This is a genomic window from Streptomyces luteolifulvus (assembly GCF_008806595.1).
GTDB lineage: Bacteria > Actinomycetota > Actinomycetes > Streptomycetales > Streptomycetaceae > Streptomyces > Streptomyces luteolifulvus.
The window spans coordinates 484,260-501,578 of the sequence record NZ_VZRB01000001.1 but is presented as its reverse complement, the minus strand read 5'-3'; the positions used below and the strand labels follow the sequence as shown (position 1 = coordinate 501,578).

The window sequence follows — 17,319 nt, the reverse complement described above, 5'->3', positions numbered from 1 at the left end:
CTCACAGCGCCCGGAGGCCGTTGATCACGTCGCGCAGAATACTCTCGTCCGGCAGTTCGGCCGGGGGTACGGGCCGGTTCACATGGACGAATTCCCCGTGCACCAGGTCGCCGACGAGGACCCGGACCACGCCGACGGGCAGATCGAGCCCGGCGGCGAGCTCGGCGACCGACTGCGGGCTGTCACGGCACAGCTCGACGATGTCCACGTGCTCCGGTGCCAGCGAGTGGTCCGCCTCCGGATCGTCCGCGTGGGGCTCCGTGACGACGACCGCGATCAGGTCGAGGCGGTGCTGGGCCGCACTGGTCGTGCGGCCGCGCGTCATGGCGTACGGACGGACGACCGGTCCGGCTTCGTCGTCGAACCAGTGGCTTCTTCCCTGACCGTCTGCGCTCATGTCATCCCACTACCCGCCAGAAGGCAGATCGGTGCGTGGAACGGCACCCAGATGCACACCGACCCGCTTGACGAGAAGCGTCATCTCGTAGGCGACCTGGCCGACGTCCGAGTCGGCGTCCGAGAGGACGGCGAGGCAGCTGCCGTCGCCCGCGGCGGTCACGAACAGGAAGGCGTCGTCCAGCTCGACGACGGTCTGGCGGACGCTGCCCGCCTCGAAGTGGCGGCCCACCCCCTTGGCCAGGCTGTGGAACCCGGACGCGACGGCGGCCAGGTGCTCGCCGTCCTCCCGCGTCAGGTCTTTCGACACCCCGGTGGCCAGGCCGTCGCCGGAGAGTACGACGGCCTTGCGAATGCTCGCGACGCGGTCCACCAGGTCGTCGAGGAGCCAGTTGAGCTCGCCGGACCTGGTCGTGGTCTGGCCGGTCGGCTTCGGTGCGGTCATCGACCGTCCCCCTTAGTCGTTCCTTGTGCTGTGCCGCTGTGGGCGTCGTCGCCCTCGGTGTTCTCCTGGCGGCCCCGCTGCCAGCCGCGCTGGAGCGAGGCCATGCGGCTGCGTACCTCGTCGGCGTCCCGCTCCATGGGCTCCGTCGCCTGCTGCGGGGGGCTCTGCTCGGTGATGTCCTGCCTCAGCTGCGGAGCCAGGTTGGCCTGGCGTACCCGCCGGGGCAGGGGCGCAGTGCCGGAGTCGGCGGTCTGCGGCGGGGTGCCGGGAGTCCGGATGCGGTCGCCGGAGCCGCTCGACGCGATCTCGGCGCGGCGGGTGCGCCTCGGGAGCGCGGGGGGCTCGCTGCCGACGAGGTCACGCTCCGGGGATTCCGGGGAGGATGCCGTGAGCTCGTCCGTGCGGTCGGCCACGCCGGTGCCCCGGCGGAGCGGAGCCGCACCGCGCAGGCGGGACGGCAGCGGGGCCAGCGCCCGCGACCGGGCCGGGTCCGCCGACGGCTCCTCCTGCGCGTCCTCGCGTCGGGGCCTCGGCTCGGTGACGGGGCGGCCGTGGGAGCTGACCAGTTTGGGGGTCCTGTGGCGGGGCAGCGGGACCGGACCGCCGAAGGGGGCGTCCGCGTCGGCCGGATCCGGTCCGCCGTGGGTGCCGTGGACCTCGTGGAGCTGCTCGCCGGGGCGGGGCTGGTCGTCCGCGCGGGCGAGGGAGCGGCGGGGCCGGAAGAGTCCGCCGCGTTCGCTGTCCTCGTCGCCGAGCGCACCCGGGAAGTCCTCGATGGCGTCCAGATCGACGGGAGCCTCCAGCTCGACCGGCCCGTCCAGGAGCGTGGCCGGCAGGCCGGGCCGGTGTGCGGGCACCTGGGAGAGCGAGGCCAGGCGTGCCTCCTCCAGCTCCGCCTCCCTGGAGGGCGCGGGCCGGTCGAGGCGGAAGCCGATGCCGTTCGTGTCGGGCACGTCGTCGGTCAGCAGCGCGTCGGGGATGAAGACGACGGCTGTCGTACCGCCGTACGGGGAGGGCTGCAGTGAGACGCGGACGTTCTGTCGCTGGGCGAGCCGGCTCACCACGAACAGACCGAGCCGGTCGGTGTCGGACAGCTCGAACTCAGGTGTCTCGGCGAGCCGGAGATTGGCGTCCAGCAGCGCGTCGGCCGCCATGCCGAGGCCGCGGTCGTGAATCTCCAGGGTGAAGCCGTTGGCGACCCGCTCGCCGAGCACCTGGACGGCGGTGTGCGGAGGGGAGAACACGGTGGCGTTCTCCAGGAGTTCGGCCACCAGGTGGGTGACGTCGGCGACCGCCGGCCCGGTGACGGCGACCCTCGGCAGTCGGCGGACCTCGATGCGTTCGTAGTCCTCGACCTCGGCCACGGCGGCCCGGACGACGTCCATGAGCTGGACGGGCTTGCGCCACTGCCGCGAGGGCGCGGCCCCGGAGAGGATGACCAGACCCTCGGCGTGCCGGCGCATACGGGTGGTCAGGTGGTCGAGGCGGAACAGGTCGGAGAGTTCGTCGGCGTCCTCGGTCCGTCGCTCCATGGTGTCGAGCAGGGTGAGCTGCTTGTGCAGGAGGACCTGGCTGCGGCGGGCGAGGTTCACGAAGACCTCGGAGACTCCGGCGCGGAGCTCGGCCTGTTTGACGGCGGCTTCGACCGCGGCGCGCTGCAGGGTGTTGAGGGCCTGGCCGACCTCGCCCATCTCGTTCTTGTCGTACTCCAGACGCGGTACCTCGGTCTCCACGTCGACCTCTTCGCCCACGGACAGGCGGCGCATCACGCTCGGCAGCCGCACGCCCGACGCCTCGTGGGCGTCCAGGCGCAGCTGTCGCAGATCACGGATGAGGCCGCGGCCGACGCGCACGGAGAGGAAGAGCGAGAAGAGGATGGCGATCAGTCCGAGCACGCCGACGACGGCCGCCTTGACGATGACCTCCATCGCGGCGGGGCGGACCCGGTCCTGATAGCGGTCGCCCGCCTGGTCGTTGAGCGTGGCGAGCTCGTCGAGCGCGCTTCCGGCGGCGGCGTCCCAGTTCTTGGCGCTCACGGCGCCACTCGTGATGCCGGGCCGGGCGGAGATGACGATCTGTTCGGCCGACCGCAGAGGCGCGGTGGAGGCGTTCTTCCAGAAGCGCTCGTACCGTTCGCGCTCCGCAGTCGGAAGGACCGGCAGGCTGGTGTCGTACATCAGGGTGCGCTGGGCGACCAGGTCGGCGACGTCGCGGATCTCGTCACGGGAGAGTTTCCCGACCACCAGGGCGGAACCGAGCAGGGCGTCCTCGCGGGAGAGCAGTTCGCGGGCGCGGATGATGTTGACCAGTGCGCGGGCCTGCTTGTCCAGCTCCACGCTGTCGATGCCGTCGAGCGAGGCCAGCAGGGTGTAGCAGGGGTCGACGAGACGGTTGTACTGGTCGAGGGCCTCTGCCCGGCTGACCGTGCCCTCCTCGACGGTGCGACGCAGCGAGTCGATCCCCTCGAAGGCGTCGAGGACGGCGGTGAGGCGTTCGGTGTCGTCCCCGTCGAGTCCGTCACGGAGGTCGGGATTCCGCGCGTTCTCGCGGAACTCGGCGACGGCACGGTCGGTGGCGGTCCGGGTGGTGCGCAGAGCGGACAGCGCGTCCGAGGCCCGGGGATCGGCGAGGTAGACGAGGGTCTGGCGGCGTTCCTGCTGCAGTCCGCGGACGGTGTCCTCGGCGGGGTATCCGATCTCCTCCACGACCGACGACACATGGAACAGCTGGGCGACTTCCCGACCCGTGAGTACCGTGGCGAAGCCCCAGACCGCGATCAGGGACACCAGCGGCACGAGAAGCAGCGCCACGATCTTCCGGCGGATCGACTTCCCGCGAAAGCGCATGGCCTCCCCCAGCTCGACCCCCCGTGTCAGGGGGTGGTCATGTACGTCAACAAACGGCGTGAGCCTACTACCGACGCACAGTTAACTCGAAGACCCGTCCGGAAGCCGAACCTCCGCACCGGCTGAGAGAGATGAGGAGGTGTCCGCGCATTGCGGGTGATTACCTCCCTCAATCCCACGACGCCATCCGGAACGGAGCCGAACGGTCCTCATGGTCAGTTGGCCGAAATTTTTCGATTCGAGGGAATCTTGAGGACGTTTTGTTCGTCCTCTCTATGGGAGTTGGAGGCGGAATCGGCCGCATGAGCCGAATCCCGCAACCTGGCGGCGTAAAACAGCGCAAGCCGGGCAGTCACTGTGGAACCGGTCTACCTGAGACCGGGACGGGGGTCTGCCGGCGGTGGGGAGTGACACGTTGATGGGCACGGCGGAGCGGCGTGAGGCGCCCGAGGGCGGCGTGACGGCACAGTTGACCGCGCAGCGCGACCCAGAGGCGCCGGATCGCGACATTCCGCGGCACGAGGACACGGCGAAGGCACCGGACGGGGAACAGCCGCCGTCCCGGCCGCCGTTGTGGGTCGAGGAGCCCGCGCGGCACCGCCGGATGCCCGATCCGGTGCGTGCGGCGGCGGTGCGGGCGGTGCTCATCATCGCCGTGACGCTGATCCAGGCGATGGTGGCCTTCCTGTGCACCCTCGCCGGTTCATGGCTGGCCTTCCCGATGGTGCTGAGCAGCGTGGCCGGCACGGTGGTGGCCACCTGGGGGGCGCTGGACGTGTGGGTGACGCGTCAGGTCTGGAACCAGCGCAACGGCGTGGTGTCCGTGCCGAGCAGCACCGCGCGTGCCCTGCGCCGTGAGAAGCGCAGGGCACGGCGGCAGAGCCGGGCGGCCGAGCGCGCGCAGGAGCGGATACGCCGGCGGGGCGGCACGGGGCAGCTGTCGCACCCCTGACCCGGCCGACGGACCCCTCGCTGACATCTACGGGGTGATCGGCGCCGCCGGCCGCTTGAACATCCGCGTCGCCGTGATCTCGCTGTGGACGGCCTCCCCGGCGGGAGTCTCACGCGGCAGTCCGGGCCGGAGGTGTTCCTCCACGCTGATGTACTTCAGGCCGGCCCGCAGGTCGGCGTCGTTGCGCAGCCGGATGACGAGGGGGAACTCGGCGAGCGCGGTCGTGTCGAACAGGCCGGTGGTGTAAAGCAGTTGGACGCCGAGGGCGTCGGACACGGCTCGCTGGAGCTCCAGCAGATAGGTGGCGTTGGCGCGACCGATGGGGTTGTCGAGGAACAGGGTTCCTGCGTGCCGCTGCTTGTCCCGGCCCCGGTCGTTGCTTCTGAGGGCGGCCATGGTGCAGTACAGGGCGATGGCCGCGGTGAGCAGCTGGCCGCCGGAGAACACGTCGCCCATCTGCCCCACGGGGACGCGCTCGGCGCGCAGCACCGCGTCGGGCTTGAGGATCTCGACGGCGACGCCCTTGGGCTGGAGGGCCGCGCCCACCCCGCGCAGCAGCAGGGACATGCCGTCGCGCCGCAGATCGGAGTTCTTCTTCACGGCGGCCCGGGTGGCCTCGTCGATGACCTCGCCGAGCCGCTCGGTGAGCGTGGCCTGATCGGGCTCCTCGAAGCGGATGCGCAGGAACTCCTGTCCGGACCACTCACCGAGGCCCTCGGGCAGCCGGGACAGCCGCTGCGCGGACCGCAGCGTCGCCAGCGCCGACTCGACCAGGCCGCGCAGCCGGTCCACGATCGAGTCCCGGTTCCGCTCCAGCTGCGCCAGTTCATCGGTGAGCACGCGCAGTCGGGGTGCGAAGGCCTGCGCCCACTTCTGGGCGTGCTCGGGCAGCGCGGATGCCGGCAGCTCGCGGATCTGCTGGCGTGCGGGAGTGCGGACCTGCTCGTAGCGGGTGGAGTTGGCGTGCCGGACCAGGACGTCGCTCGCCTCGCGCACGGCGGCCTCGGCGGTGGACAGGTCGGCGGCACAGCCGCGCAGGGAGCGGCGGGTCTCGGCCGCGGACTGCCGGGCCTCCTCCGGGCTGCCGGGGTACGGCTCCGGCTCGTCCTGCTCCTCCTCCGCGGCGTGCTCGCGCAGCAGGTCGCGGAGCATCGCGGCGATCTCGTCGAAGCCGCCGGCCGCGTCCTGAGCGGCACGGTGGGCGTCGAGCAGTTCGGCGTGGGCCTCCCGCGCCTGGCTCAGCGCCTCCGTGCGCGAGGCGAGTTCGGCCGTCGCCGTGCGCAGCAGCGCAGTTGCGTGCTCGGCGTCGCGCGGGAGCAGTTCCTCGGGCAGCTCGGTGTGCGCCTCGCCGTCCTCGGGCGCGTGCCGCTCGGCCTCGCCGCGCAGCCGGCCGAGCTGCTCGCTGGCGCTGGACATCCGCGTCTCCAGGAGCTGCACGAGTTCCTCGGCGCGGGCGGCGGCGGCCTGCCGGGACGGTCCGTCGGAGCCGTGGGGTGACTGGAGCAGCTGCTCCGCGCGCGTGCGGACCTTGTTGCTCAGCCGGTCCAGCTCCGCGTGTGCCGCGCTCTCGTCGCTCTCCGCGCGGGCCTGCTCGGCGCGCAGATCGGCACCGACACCCACCTTCTCGTACACCTGGGAGGCGGCCCGGTAGGCCTCGCGGAGGGCGGGCAGGGACGTCCTGGGTGCGCCCGCGTCGTCCTCGGGCAGATCGTCCGGGGCGCCCGCGATCTCCGAGCGCTCGGCGCGCAGCGCACGGGCGGTGCGGCGGGCGTCGTCGGCGGCGCGCTGGGCGGCCCGCCGGTCCTCGTCAGCGGCTCTGGCGCGTTCCAGACAGCTCTGGGCGCCGGCCTCCGACTCGGCCGCCTCGTCGGCGAGTTCACGCAGTTTGACCTGCCAGCCGGCCCGCTCACGCAGCCGGAAGGCGAGCCCGGCGAGAGCGTCGGCGGCACGCCGGGCCTTCTGCGCGCCCTCCTGCCGCTCGTCGCGCACCTGGGCCGCCTCGGCTGCGGCCTCGTCGGCCTCGGCCCGCACGGTCCGCGCCTCGGCCAGCTCGGCCTCGGCCTCCTCGGTGAACGCGTGCGCGTCCCGGGCGGCCTGCGCGAGCTCGACGAGCCGCCCCGCAGGACAGCCGGTGCGCCAGGAGGCGAGCCGTGCCGCAAGCTCCCGGTCCTTGCCCAGCCGGGCCGCGAGCGATCGGATCTCCTCGTCCCGCTCGGCCGCTCGCGCGCGCAGCGCCTGCCGTTCCTCGTCGGCGGCGTGCTCGTCGTGCATGGCCGGGTTCGGCGGTACGAGGAAGATGTCCGCGTTCTGCGCTCCGGGCGCCGGCGTCGGGGCGAGCAGGGCAGCGGCGGTGCCGACCGCCACGGCGGACCGCGGCAGCAGCGCCGCGTCGTTCAGCGCGTCACGGGCACGTGCGTGGGTACCGGGATCGGTGATGATCACACCGTCGACCAGCTCCGGTCGCGCGGCCAGTACGCGTGCGTGGTCGGCGGGGTCGACGGCCTGTGCGAGATAGCGCCAGCCGGGCAGCGCGGGGATGCCGTGCTCGCCGAGGAACTCCACGGTGGCCAGCACGTCCGGGCCCGGCGGCAGCAGCCCGCCGTCGCCGAGCGCGCCGAGGATCCGGGAGTCGTCGGCGGCCGCGGTGCGCAGCTCGAAGAGCTGCCGCTCGGCGGAGGAGACGGCGTCGTCGAAGAGCTCGCGCAGTTCGTCCGCAAAGCGGTCCAGTTCCTCGGGGGTGAGGAGGCCCTCTCGGTGGCCGGTGGGTTCGGCGGACCCGCTCCCGTCGTCCGCGGCATCCGCGCCCGCGCGGGGCAGCGGCACCCCGACGCGTCCGCTGCGCGCCACACCGGGCAGGCTCAGCAGCTCGGCGAGCCGTTCCTCCGCCGCCAGACCCTCGGCGAGGCGGCGCTCGGCCTCGTAGGACCGTTCGGCGGCGACGGCCGCATCCGCCGCGCGGGCCGCCGTCAGCTCCGCACGCGACTCGGCCGATGCCGCTTCCCGGGCGTGCTCGGTCGCCCGGCGCGAGGCCTCACGGGCTGTGTCCCAGGCGGCGACGGCGCTCTTCTCGGCGTCGCTGGCGGCCAGCGCGGCCCGGGCAGGGTCGGCGTCCGGCGTGCTGTCGTCGAGCCAGCCGGCGCGCACCGCCTCGGCGGTCTCCTGCTCGACCTCGGTGAGCCGCTGCCGCAGGTGTCCGGCCTCGCTGCGGGCCCGCTGCGCCTCCGTGGCGGACGCGGTGGAGTCCCGGTACGCGGACTCGCCGGCCTCCTGCAGCGCGGCGGACCGCTCCTCCTCCTGGTTGGCGAGGGTCTCCGCGCTCTCCGCGGCCGCGTGCAGGGCCCGTACGAGATCGACCGCGGCCTTGGCGCGGGCGGCGAGCGCCGGGGCGGCGTCCCGCTCGGCCTCCTGGATCGCGGCGGCCACGCGTGCGACGCGGTCGGCCGCGGCGCGATGGCGCAGCACGGCCTCGGCGGCCTGCCAGGCGGAGTGCAGGGTGCGGGCGTCGGCGAGCTCGCGCTTCTGCGCGGCCGCGGACTTCTCGGCCGCCGCCAGAGCCAGGGAGGCGTGCCGGTAGGCGAGTTCGGCGGCAATCAGGGCGCTGCGCTCACGGCCGCCCTCGGCGTGTGTGACGGCGTACGCGGCGGCGGTGACCCGCTGGGCGAGGTCGCCGGCCCGGACGCGTTCCTGCCCGCCGCGCGCGGAGAGCCTGCGTACCAGCGTCCTTGTGCGGCGCTCGGCCGCGGTGTGGATGTCGCGCGCGCGGGAGCGTGCCTCGGCGGCCTCGACGATCCGGCCGAGCAGGTCGACCGACCCGGCGGTGAAGTCCCGTTCGGCGATCAGCTCGGCGCGACGGCCCAGCTTGTTGCCGAACCCACTGACCAGGTCGGCGAGGCCGTCGGTGTCCCGGGTGTCGGTCACGGCGCGCAGCAGCAGGTCGGTGAAGTCGGAGTCCTTCTTGACCGCGAAGAGACCCGCGGCCTCGCCCTCGTCCGCGTTCATCTCCCGCTGGTAGCGGAAGAGTTCGGGGTCGAGGCCGAGGTCGCCGAGGTGCTCGATCCACCGGTCGTGGATCTCCTCCCAGTGGACCTCCAGATGGGGATACGCCTTGCCCGCCTCGGTGATGGCGTCCCGGAAGCCCTTCATGGTGCGCCGGCGCCCCTGGGCACCCGACTGGCCCTCGACGGGCGGTCGTACGGCCGTGGACTCGGCGACCGGGAGGTTGTCCAGGCTCAGCCCTGGCCCGGGACGGAAGGAGTACCAGGCCTCGGCGAACTTCCTCGGGTCGTTGGAGACCTGGCGCCCGCGCCACTCGCTCACCTTGCCGACCACGACGCACTCACCGGTCTGCACGTGCTGCCACTCCAGGGCGACATGCCCGCAGTCGTCGGCGAGCAGGAACTTGCGCAGCACGCCGGAGCTGGCGCCGCCGAGCGTGTTGCGGTGGCCGGGCAGCATCACGGAGAAGATCAGCTTGAGCAGGACGGACTTGCCGCCGCCGTTCTCCAGGAACAGCACGCCGGCGGGTGCGGGCCTCAGCGGCGGGCCGACGGGCTCCTCCTCGAAGAACTCCGCCTGCATGGGCGCGGGGTCGGGCACGGGCTCGCCCACGCCCCGCAGGTCCAGCACGGTGTCGGCGTAGCGCGCACCGGCGGGACCGATGGAGTAGAGGCGGACCCGGGACAGCTCGTACATGGCGGACTCTCGTAAGTCTTCGTCAGATTGGGGAAGTTCGGGCGGAACTCGGGGGAGCTCGCGAAGCGCTGCGGGGGAGCTCGGGTGGAGCTCAGGAGGAGTGGAACGGCAGTCCTGCGTCGGCCACCAGCTCCAGTTCGTCTCTCTCCTCGGCCGGCAGCAGGGTCGGCGTCCCGTCAGTCACCGGGACGACGCCCAGGTCGAGGAGCTCGGCCATCGCGGCGCCGGCCGCCATGTCGCGGGCCTGGAGCTGATAACGGGCCGTCGTGCGATAGGTGCCGCCGCTGTCGTCGCCGGTGCGCTGCAGGAACCCGGAGTCGGTGAGGAACGCGACGGCCTTGCCGACGATGCCGGTCGTGGAGCCGGCGAGGCGGCGCGCGTCCTTGGTGGCGCCGGTGGCGCTGCGTCTCGCCCAGATCCGCCAGGCGGCCTCCAGGCCGGGCGCGTCGGTCACCGGGTCGGTGTTCTCGCCCTGGTCGCCGGCGCGCTCCTCCAGCCGGCGGCAGGCCTGGCGCACGAAGGCGTCGACGCCGTTGACGGTGACCCTGCCGATGTACCCGTCGTCGGCGAGGTCCTCCGGGCGGGGGAAGGCCATGGCGGCGACGGCGAGATGGGCGAGCCCGTGCAGGAACCGGTCCCCGGAGTCGGCGGACGTGCGACGCGCGTAGTCGCCCATCCGTACCGCGAACACCGAGTCCTCGGCGGCGGTCACGGCCATCCCCGCGCGCGGGGACACCTCCAGCACCACAAGACCGAGCCCGGTGGCCACGGCGTCGGCGAGCCGCGCGAACGGCGGTTCCTCGCGGTAGCGCCGCAGCAGGTCCTGGTACTCCTGGTCCCGCGCGGGCTGCAGCTTGGGCTGCAACCCGAAGGAGACGAGCCGCGCCGCATCGGCGGCGTCGGCGGGGGTGACGGCGGCGGCCGACGGTACGGCGACACCCTCCGGCTCGCTCCGGTCGACGTGCTCGCTCACGACAACAACTCCTTGATCTTGAAGACGCAGCTCAGGGCAACCCCGGCAGGGGCGCGGCGAACTGCGCGCCCAGCCCCGACGGACCCGCACCGACCCACCGGCACAAGCATCACGCCGCCTCCGCCCGATCCGCGGCCATCCCGGCCGCATCCAGCTGGGCCGTCCCCACAATGAGATCCGCCCCACCGAACTCCGGATCGTCCAGCTCCGTCCCGTCGTCCACGGCGAACAACAGCGCCTCCTCACCCTGCCGATACGCGGTCCCGACCGCCGGACTGGCCGCGTGCACGGCCAGCAGAGCCACGAGATACGGCAGATCGGGGTCCTGACGCCGAGCCTGCGCAAGCAGCCCCGACAGCCGACGCGGCGCATCCGCCGGCAGATCCAGCAGTTCCATGGCGGCAGCCAACTGCTCCTCGCTGAATCGGCTGTCGTCCGGCGTCGCGATGAGGTCCGGCTCCGGCATCTCCGCCCCGAGGTGCTCCCGCTCCACGGGCGGGGTCAGCAGGATGTCGACGAGATCGCCGACCCGGACGGACACCGGGGTGCGCAGCCCGGTCCCCTGCGCGAAGAACGCGTCCGTGACCCGGACCGCCTGCTCCAGGGGCAGCGGCAGCACGGGGGCGAGGAGATGGCCGTACAGGTCGGTTCCCGAGGTCGTCATGGGGGTGGCGAAGGCCTGCCGGTCCTGCTCGGCGCGGAACAGCGGCCCCGCCTCCAGCAGCCGGGACTGGAGCTGGGTGTGGCGCCGGATGCAGTCCTTGACGATGTCGACGAGCTCCGCCGCGCGCCGCTTCTGCTCCGGGTCCTCGGACTCGTCGCGCGCCTTGCGGATGTTGGTGAGGATCGCGTTCTCGTGGCGGTAGCGGTCGGCGACGTGGTCGAGGGCCTCGGCGATCATGTCGGGCACCGTGCTGAGCCAGTCCACTGCCCGGACGTTGCGCCGGGTGGCGTCCAGGGCCCTGCGCAGGGTTTCCGAGTACTGGACGGTGCGGTACCGGGCCTGCTCGGCGGCGAGCTGGGCGTCGGCGAGGCGCCCGCGGCTGATCAGTACCTCCAGCTTGACCTCGGCGGCGATCTGCGCGCTGGTGACATCGGTGTCGAGGGCGCCGACGAGGACGTTGACGGCCTCGTCGGTCGTCCGGAGGTAGACGGTGCCACCCGGGCCCGGCACCTCCTCGATCAGCTTGAAGTCGTAGTCACGGCGCACATAGGTGCCGTCCGCCGCGAACGTGCCGTACACGGCCCGGAAGCCGCGGTCGACGCTGCCGACGTTGATCAGGTTCTCCAGGACCCAGCGCGCCACGCGCTCGTGCTCGGCGACGGGTCGCTGCGGGGCCTGGGCGGCGATGCGGGGAATGAGCCGGGCGACTATCTGGTCGTGGTCGGCGCCCGTGTCGAAGTCCATGTTCAGCGTGACGAGGTCGATGGCGGCAAGCGCCACCTCCGCCATGCCGTACACCGAGTACTCGCCCGCGAGGTTGGCCTTGCGTGCGTCGAGGTCGTGCAGCGGCGCGGTGCAGGCGAGCGCGCGCAGCCGCCGCGCCAGCCCCTCGTCGGCGGCCGGTCCCGGTGCGGGGCGCGGCCCCGCGCTGAGCTGGGGCGGAACACTGTCCGTCGATGCAGGCGAAGTCACGGTGCACAGACTAGGTCCTCGGTCTGACAACGACCCAAACGACGCAGATGCGCCCCGGCGTCACGGTTGTCACACCGATACGGCGCGTCCCAGCCGTCCTAGCCGTCCTCGCCGACCCTCCGCCGGTACACCTCGACCACCCGCTTCAGCGAATCGTCGAGATACACGGCGAGCAGCTTCTCGGCCTCGCTCTTGTCCCCGTCCTCCAGCGCCTGAAGGATCTGCTCGTTGCGCCCGAGGTACGGCTCGTGCAGCCGGCGGGGGTCGTCCGCGACATGGAAGGCGAGCCGCAGCTCGGCGAAGACGCTGCGCATCAGCTCGTCGGTGCGGTCGCTGCCGGCGAGCGCGACCAGTTCCCGGTGGAAGTGGATATTGGCCGTACCCAGCGTTTTCCAGTCACCTTCACGCGTTGCCCGCTGCCCCTCCACCACGGCCTGGGCCAGTGCCTCCAGGGCGTACGGCGGCTCGCCGAGACCCCGTACGACCGCGCACTCGACGAGGCTTCGGGTGCGGTAGATGTCCTCGACGTCCTCGACGGTCAGGACCCGGACGAAGACGCCCCGGTTCAGTTCGTGGACGAGCAGCCGCTCGTGCGTGAGCAGCCGGAACGCCTCGCGGAGCGTGTTGCGGGAGACGCCGAGCGCGCCGCCGATGCTGTCCTCCGACAGTCGCGTTCCGGGCGGGAAGTACCCCTCGGCGATACGGCTTCTGAGGATGTCCGAGACCCGTTCGGCGGTGCTGGTGCGCCCCAGGAGGGCGCGGTCGTCGGCCAGTCCCGTCAGCTGCTCTGCCATGCCCGGAATTCAATCGCAGATACAAGGACGAAACAACATGGGTATTGAAGGATCGTTCAACGATCCTCTACCTTGCTGGGCACGGCACGGCCAGTCCTCAAGCACCCTCCGTCCTCCCACTGCGAGGTGCACATGAGCACGACCCCTCCACCGCAGGCCCTGACCAACGACCCCCACACCGGAACCACCGCGAGTGAACGCGCCGCCGACGGCGGCGCGTTCGGCTGGCTGCGCGCCCTGGGACCGCGCGGCCGTCGCGCCTTCGCCGGCGCGTTCGGCGGCTATGCCCTGGACTCGTACGACTACTTCACGCTGCCGCTGAGCATGGTCGCGCTGGCCGCGTACTTCGGCCTGGACAGCGGACAGACCGGCCTGTTCACCACCGTCACGCTCGTGGTCTCGGCGGTCGGCGGCGCCCTCGCGGGGGTGGTGGCCGACCGGTTCGGCCGGGTCAGGGCACTGATGATCACGGTGATCACCTACGCGGTGTTCACCGTCGCCTGCGGATTCGCGCCCAACTACGAGACGCTGCTGGTCTTCCGCGCCCTCCAGGGACTCGGCTTCGGCGGCGAGTGGGCCGTCGGCGCCATCCTCGTCGCCGAGTACGCGAGCGCGAAACACCGGGGCCGCACGCTCGGCGCGATCCAGAGCTCGTGGGCCGTGGGCTGGGCGCTGGCCGCGGTCATGTACACCGTGGTCTTCTCGCTGCTCGACGAGGACCTCGCCTGGCGCGTGATGTTCTGGACCGGCGCGCTGCCCGCGCTGCTCGTGGTGTGGATGCGCCGCCGGGTGCAGGACGCGCCCGAGGCGGTCGCGGTACGCGAACAGAGCTCCGAGAAGGGCTCGTTCACGGCGATCTTCAAGCCCGGCCTGCTGCGCACCACGCTCTTCGCGGGTCTGCTCTCCACCGGCGTCCAGGGCGGCTACTACACCCTTGCCACCTGGGTGCCCACATACCTCAAGACCGAGCGCGACCTGTCGGTCGTGGGCACCGGCGGCTATCTGACGTTCCTGATCTCCGGCGCCTTCCTCGGCTATCTGACCGGCGGTTACCTCACCGACCGGCTGGGCCGCCGGCGCAACATCTGGCTGTTCGCCCTGCTGTCGGCCGTGTGCATCCTGGCTTACGCGAACATCCCGAGCGGCGCCGACACCCTGCTGCTGGTGCTCGGGTTCCCGCTCGGGTTCTGCATGTCGGCGATCTTCAGCGGCTTCGGGTCCTTCCTGAGCGAGCTGTACCCGACCGCGGTGCGGGGCACGGGACAGGGCTTCACGTACAACACCGGACGCGCGGTCGGCGCCGTCTTCCCCACCACGGTCGGCTTCCTGGCCGAGAGCTGGGGCGTGGGCGGCGCGCTGGTCTTCGGCGCGATCGGCTACGGCATCGCCGCGCTGGCTCTGCTGGGGCTGCCGGAGACCCGAGGGAAGGAGCTCGCGTGAACGGGACGCCGGACCGCCCGCCGGCCGTCACCCAGGACCGCCCGCTGTCCCTCGTCGACGAGCACGCGTACGCGTGGAGCCCGAAGCACGCCCGGGCCCGCTTCCGGGCGGGTCTGGCCGGCCCCACCGCCGGGGTCGCGGCGGGTCACACCCAGGTCAACCTGATCTCGGTGCCCGCCGACTGGGCGTACGACATGCTGCTGTTCTGCCAGCGCAATCCGAAACCCTGTCCGGTCCTGGACGTCACGGACGCCGGTTCCTTCACCACCGTCCTCGCCGACGGCGCGGACCTGCGCACCGATCTGCCGCGCTACCGGGTGTGGCAGGACGGCGAGTTGGTGGACGAGCCGACCGACGTGCGTGCGCACTGGCGCGGCGACCTGGTGTCGTTCCTGATCGGCTGCAGCTTCACCTTCGAGTGGGCGCTGTCCGGGGCGGGCGTCCCGATCCGGCACATCGAGCAGGGCCGCAACGTCCCGATGTACGTCACCGGCCGCCAGTGCCGTCCGGCGGGACGGCTGCACGGCCCGCTGGTGGTGTCGATGCGCCCGGTGCCGCCGGAGCACCTGGCCGACGCGATCCGGGAGAGCAGTCTGCTCCCGGCGGTGCACGGCAGCCCCGTTCACTGCGGCGATCCGTCGGCGCTCGGCATCGACGACCTCGGCCGCCCCGACTTCGGCGATCCGGTGGCCGCCGAGCCGGACGACATCCCGGTGTTCTGGGCCTGCGGAGTGACCCCCCAGGCCGCGGTGATGGCCTCGCGCCCGCCGTTCGCCCTCACCCATGCACCGGGGCAGATGTTCCTCACCGATGCCCGCGACGAGCAGTACCGCGTGGCCTGATCAGGAGACACGAAGGATCCATGACCTCGATCGATCTCAACGCCGACCTGGGCGAAGGCTTCGGCCGCTGGCGGCTGACCGACGACGAGCGGCTGCTGTCCGTCGTCACCAGCGCCAACGTGGCCTGCGGCTTCCACGCCGGGGACGCGGCCACCATGCGGCGGGTGTGCGAGCTGGCGGCCGAGCGAGGGGTACGGATCGGTGCCCAGGTCTCCTACCGGGACCTCGCGGGGTTCGGGCGGCGCGCGATGGACGTGCCGCCCGAGGAGCTGACGGCCGAAGTGGCCTACCAGATCGGCGCCCTGGAAGTCTTCGCGCGCGCGGCGGGCACGCGCGTGTCGTACGTCAAGCCGCACGGCGCGCTCTACAACCGCGTCGTGCACGACGAGGAGCAGGCCGGCGCCGTAGTCGACGGTGTGCTCCTCGCGGACGCCACGCTGCCGGTGCTCGGCCTGCCCGGCTCGCGGCTGCTGGAGCTGGCCGGGAAGGCGGGCCTGTCGGCCGTCGAGGAGGCGTTCGCGGATCGTGCCTACACCGAGGCGGGCACGCTCGTGCCGCGCGGCGAGGACGGCTCGGTGGTCACCGACCCGGAGGCCGTGGTGGCGCGCTCGGTGAGCCTGGCCCGCCACGGCACGGTCACGGCGCACTCCGGATCGCGCATCGAGGTACGCGCGCGTTCCCTGTGCCTGCACGGGGACACGCCCGGCGCGGTGGAGCTGGCCCGCCGGGTCAGGGAGCGGCTCCAGGAGTCGGGCGTCCGGGTGGAGGCCTTCGTATGAGGGCGCTGCTCGTCGGCGAAACGGCCCTGCTCGTCGAGGTGTCCTCGGGAGAGGAGGCCCAGGCACTGCACGCGGAGCTGCTGCGCCGCCGCGCGGCGGGACTGCTCACCGTCCGCGAGATCGTCCCGGCGGCGCGGACCGTGCTGCTCGACGGTCTCGAGGACCCGGCCCTGCTGGCATCCCGGCTGACCGGCTCGGACGTGCCTGCCGCTCCCCCGCGCGAACAGGAGGTGGTGGACATTCCGGTGCGTTACGACGGCCCCGACCTCGCCGAGGTCGCCGCGCACTGGGGTGTGTCGGCCGAGGAGGCCGCTCACCTCCACGCGGGCACCGAATTCCGCGTCGCCTTCTGCGGGTTCGCGCCCGGGTTCGGCTATCTCACCGGTCTGCCGTCGCGCTACGACGTTCCGCGCCGGGCCACCCCGCGCACGGCCGTCCCGGCCGGGTCGGTGGCGCTGGCGGGCCCGTACACGGGTGTGTACCCGCGCGCGTCGCCGGGCGGCTGGCAGCTGATCGGCACCACGGACGCCGTGCTGTGGGACCACGCGCGCGTGCCGGCCGCGCTGCTGTCGCCGGGCACACGGGTGCGGTTCGTCCCGTTGGTGCCGGCATGACGGACCGCGCGCTCGCCGTCGTCCGGGCAGGAGCCCTGACGACGGTGCAGGACCGTGGGCGCCCCGGGCACGCCCATGTCGGGGTGCCCCGCTCCGGGGCACTGGACCCGCCCGCGGCCGCGCTCGTCAACCGGCTGGTGGGCAATCCGCCGGAGGCCGCCGTCCTGGAGACCACGCTCAACGGCTGTGCGGTGCGCCCTCGTTCGGCCGTCACCGCGGCGGTCGGCGGTGCACCCTGCCGGGTCACGCTGGACGGCCGCCCGGCCGCCTGGGGAGCGCCGGTCCGGGTGCCCGCCGGGGCGGTCCTGGAGATCGGGGCGGCCCTGTCCGGGGTACGCAGCTATGTGGCCGTGTCCGGCGGCATCGCCGTCGAGCCGCTCCTCGGCAGCCGCTCCACGGACCTCCTCTCGGGCCTGGGCCCCCCGCCGCTCACGGACGGCGCGGTGCTGCCCCTGGGCCACCCCGTTGACCTCCACGCGCGCGTGGACGTCGCCCCGCAGCCCCGGCCCCCGGCGGAACTCGTCCTGCGGGTGACCTTGGGGCACCGCGACGACTGGTTCACGCCGCAGGCCGTGCGGGCCTTCACCACGCGCGCGTACCGCGTGTCCTCCGCGAGCAACCGCATCGGCCTGCGCACGCAGGGCCCGGTCCTGGAACGGGCCCGGTCCGGTGAACTCCCCAGTGAGGGCATGGTGCTGGGCGCGGTCCAGGTGCCGCCCGACGGCAGGCCGGTCATCTTCCTGGCCGACCACCCGACCACCGGGGGCTACCCGGTGATCGCGGTGGTCCGCGCCGCCGACCTCCCGGCCGCCGCCCAGGCCGTGCCGGGCATCCCGGTGCGCTTCGTGGCCGTGAGCCGTCGCTGAGCCGTCCGGCCCCAGGCCGTCGCCGAATCCGTCCGGTCCCGAAG

13 protein-coding genes are annotated in these 17,319 nt (G+C 72.9%); 6 read left to right on the top strand and 7 right to left on the bottom strand.

The features are described 5' to 3' along the window. Position 1 precedes the first annotated feature (1 nt). Genes F7R91_RS02350 through F7R91_RS02340 form a run of 3 tightly spaced genes read right to left on the bottom strand, consistent with a single transcriptional unit; the run spans position 2 to position 3,687 of the window. Positions 2-397 (bottom strand): DUF742 domain-containing protein, encoded by a 396-nt coding sequence (locus F7R91_RS02350; protein ID WP_150943864.1) that lies wholly within the window; start codon positions 395-397, stop codon positions 2-4. Between the two features lie 9 nt (positions 398-406). Next, positions 407-841: a roadblock/LC7 domain-containing protein gene (locus tag F7R91_RS02345; RefSeq protein WP_150943862.1), complete on the bottom strand. Its 435-nt coding sequence runs from the start codon at positions 839-841 to the stop codon at positions 407-409. Beyond that, positions 838-3,687 carry a nitrate- and nitrite sensing domain-containing protein gene (locus F7R91_RS02340; protein ID WP_150943860.1) on the bottom strand — a complete coding sequence of 950 codons (2,850 nt, stop codon included), beginning with the start codon at positions 3,685-3,687 and terminating at the stop codon, positions 838-840. Before F7R91_RS02340 ends, F7R91_RS02345 begins: the two co-directional genes overlap by 4 nt. Before the next feature lie 418 nt (positions 3,688-4,105). Between F7R91_RS02340 and F7R91_RS02335 the strand changes: the two genes are divergently transcribed. After that, positions 4,106-4,639: a hypothetical protein gene (locus F7R91_RS02335; RefSeq protein WP_150943858.1), complete on the top strand. Its 534-nt coding sequence runs from the start codon at positions 4,106-4,108 to the stop codon at positions 4,637-4,639. 27 nt (positions 4,640-4,666) lie between these two features. On the opposite strand, the gene F7R91_RS02330 is transcribed toward F7R91_RS02335, so the two are convergent. The 4 genes from F7R91_RS02330 to F7R91_RS02315 form a co-directional block, all read right to left on the bottom strand. Continuing rightward, positions 4,667-9,331: a hypothetical protein gene (locus tag F7R91_RS02330; RefSeq protein ID WP_150943856.1), complete on the bottom strand. Its 4,665-nt coding sequence runs from the start codon at positions 9,329-9,331 to the stop codon at positions 4,667-4,669. Between the two features lie 91 nt (positions 9,332-9,422). Continuing rightward, positions 9,423-10,304: a hypothetical protein gene (locus F7R91_RS02325; RefSeq protein ID WP_150943854.1), complete on the bottom strand. Its 882-nt coding sequence runs from the start codon at positions 10,302-10,304 to the stop codon at positions 9,423-9,425. A 109-nt stretch (positions 10,305-10,413) separates the two neighbouring features. Beyond that, positions 10,414-11,940 carry a hypothetical protein gene (locus F7R91_RS02320; RefSeq protein WP_150943852.1) on the bottom strand — a complete coding sequence of 509 codons (1,527 nt, stop codon included), beginning with the start codon at positions 11,938-11,940 and terminating at the stop codon, positions 10,414-10,416. 98 nt (positions 11,941-12,038) lie between these two features. After that, entirely contained in the window at positions 12,039-12,734 is a 696-nt protein-coding gene (locus F7R91_RS02315) for a GntR family transcriptional regulator (RefSeq protein ID WP_150943850.1), read from the bottom strand. A 132-nt stretch (positions 12,735-12,866) separates the two neighbouring features. Between F7R91_RS02315 and F7R91_RS02310 the strand changes: the two genes are divergently transcribed. Genes F7R91_RS02310 through F7R91_RS02290 form a run of 5 tightly spaced genes read left to right on the top strand, consistent with a single transcriptional unit; the run spans position 12,867 to position 17,275 of the window. Then, on the top strand, positions 12,867-14,174 hold the full coding sequence (locus F7R91_RS02310) for an MFS transporter (RefSeq protein WP_150943848.1): 1,308 nt from the start codon (positions 12,867-12,869) through the stop codon (positions 14,172-14,174). Then, a complete protein-coding gene (locus tag F7R91_RS02305) occupies positions 14,171-15,016 on the top strand; it encodes a putative hydro-lyase (protein ID WP_150943846.1) in 846 nt (281 codons plus the stop codon). The genes F7R91_RS02310 and F7R91_RS02305 overlap by 4 nt, the downstream gene beginning before the upstream one ends. A gap of 20 nt (positions 15,017-15,036) precedes the next feature. Beyond that, positions 15,037-15,795, top strand: coding sequence for a LamB/YcsF family protein (locus F7R91_RS02300; protein ID WP_150943844.1), 759 nt, complete (start codon positions 15,037-15,039; stop codon positions 15,793-15,795). Continuing rightward, positions 15,792-16,409, top strand: coding sequence for a 5-oxoprolinase subunit B family protein (locus tag F7R91_RS02295; protein ID WP_150943842.1), 618 nt, complete (start codon positions 15,792-15,794; stop codon positions 16,407-16,409). The genes F7R91_RS02300 and F7R91_RS02295 overlap by 4 nt, the downstream gene beginning before the upstream one ends. Continuing rightward, positions 16,406-17,275 carry a 5-oxoprolinase subunit C family protein gene (locus tag F7R91_RS02290; protein WP_150943840.1) on the top strand — a complete coding sequence of 290 codons (870 nt, stop codon included), beginning with the start codon at positions 16,406-16,408 and terminating at the stop codon, positions 17,273-17,275. The genes F7R91_RS02295 and F7R91_RS02290 overlap by 4 nt, the downstream gene beginning before the upstream one ends. The last annotated feature ends 44 nt before the right edge of the window (positions 17,276-17,319 follow it).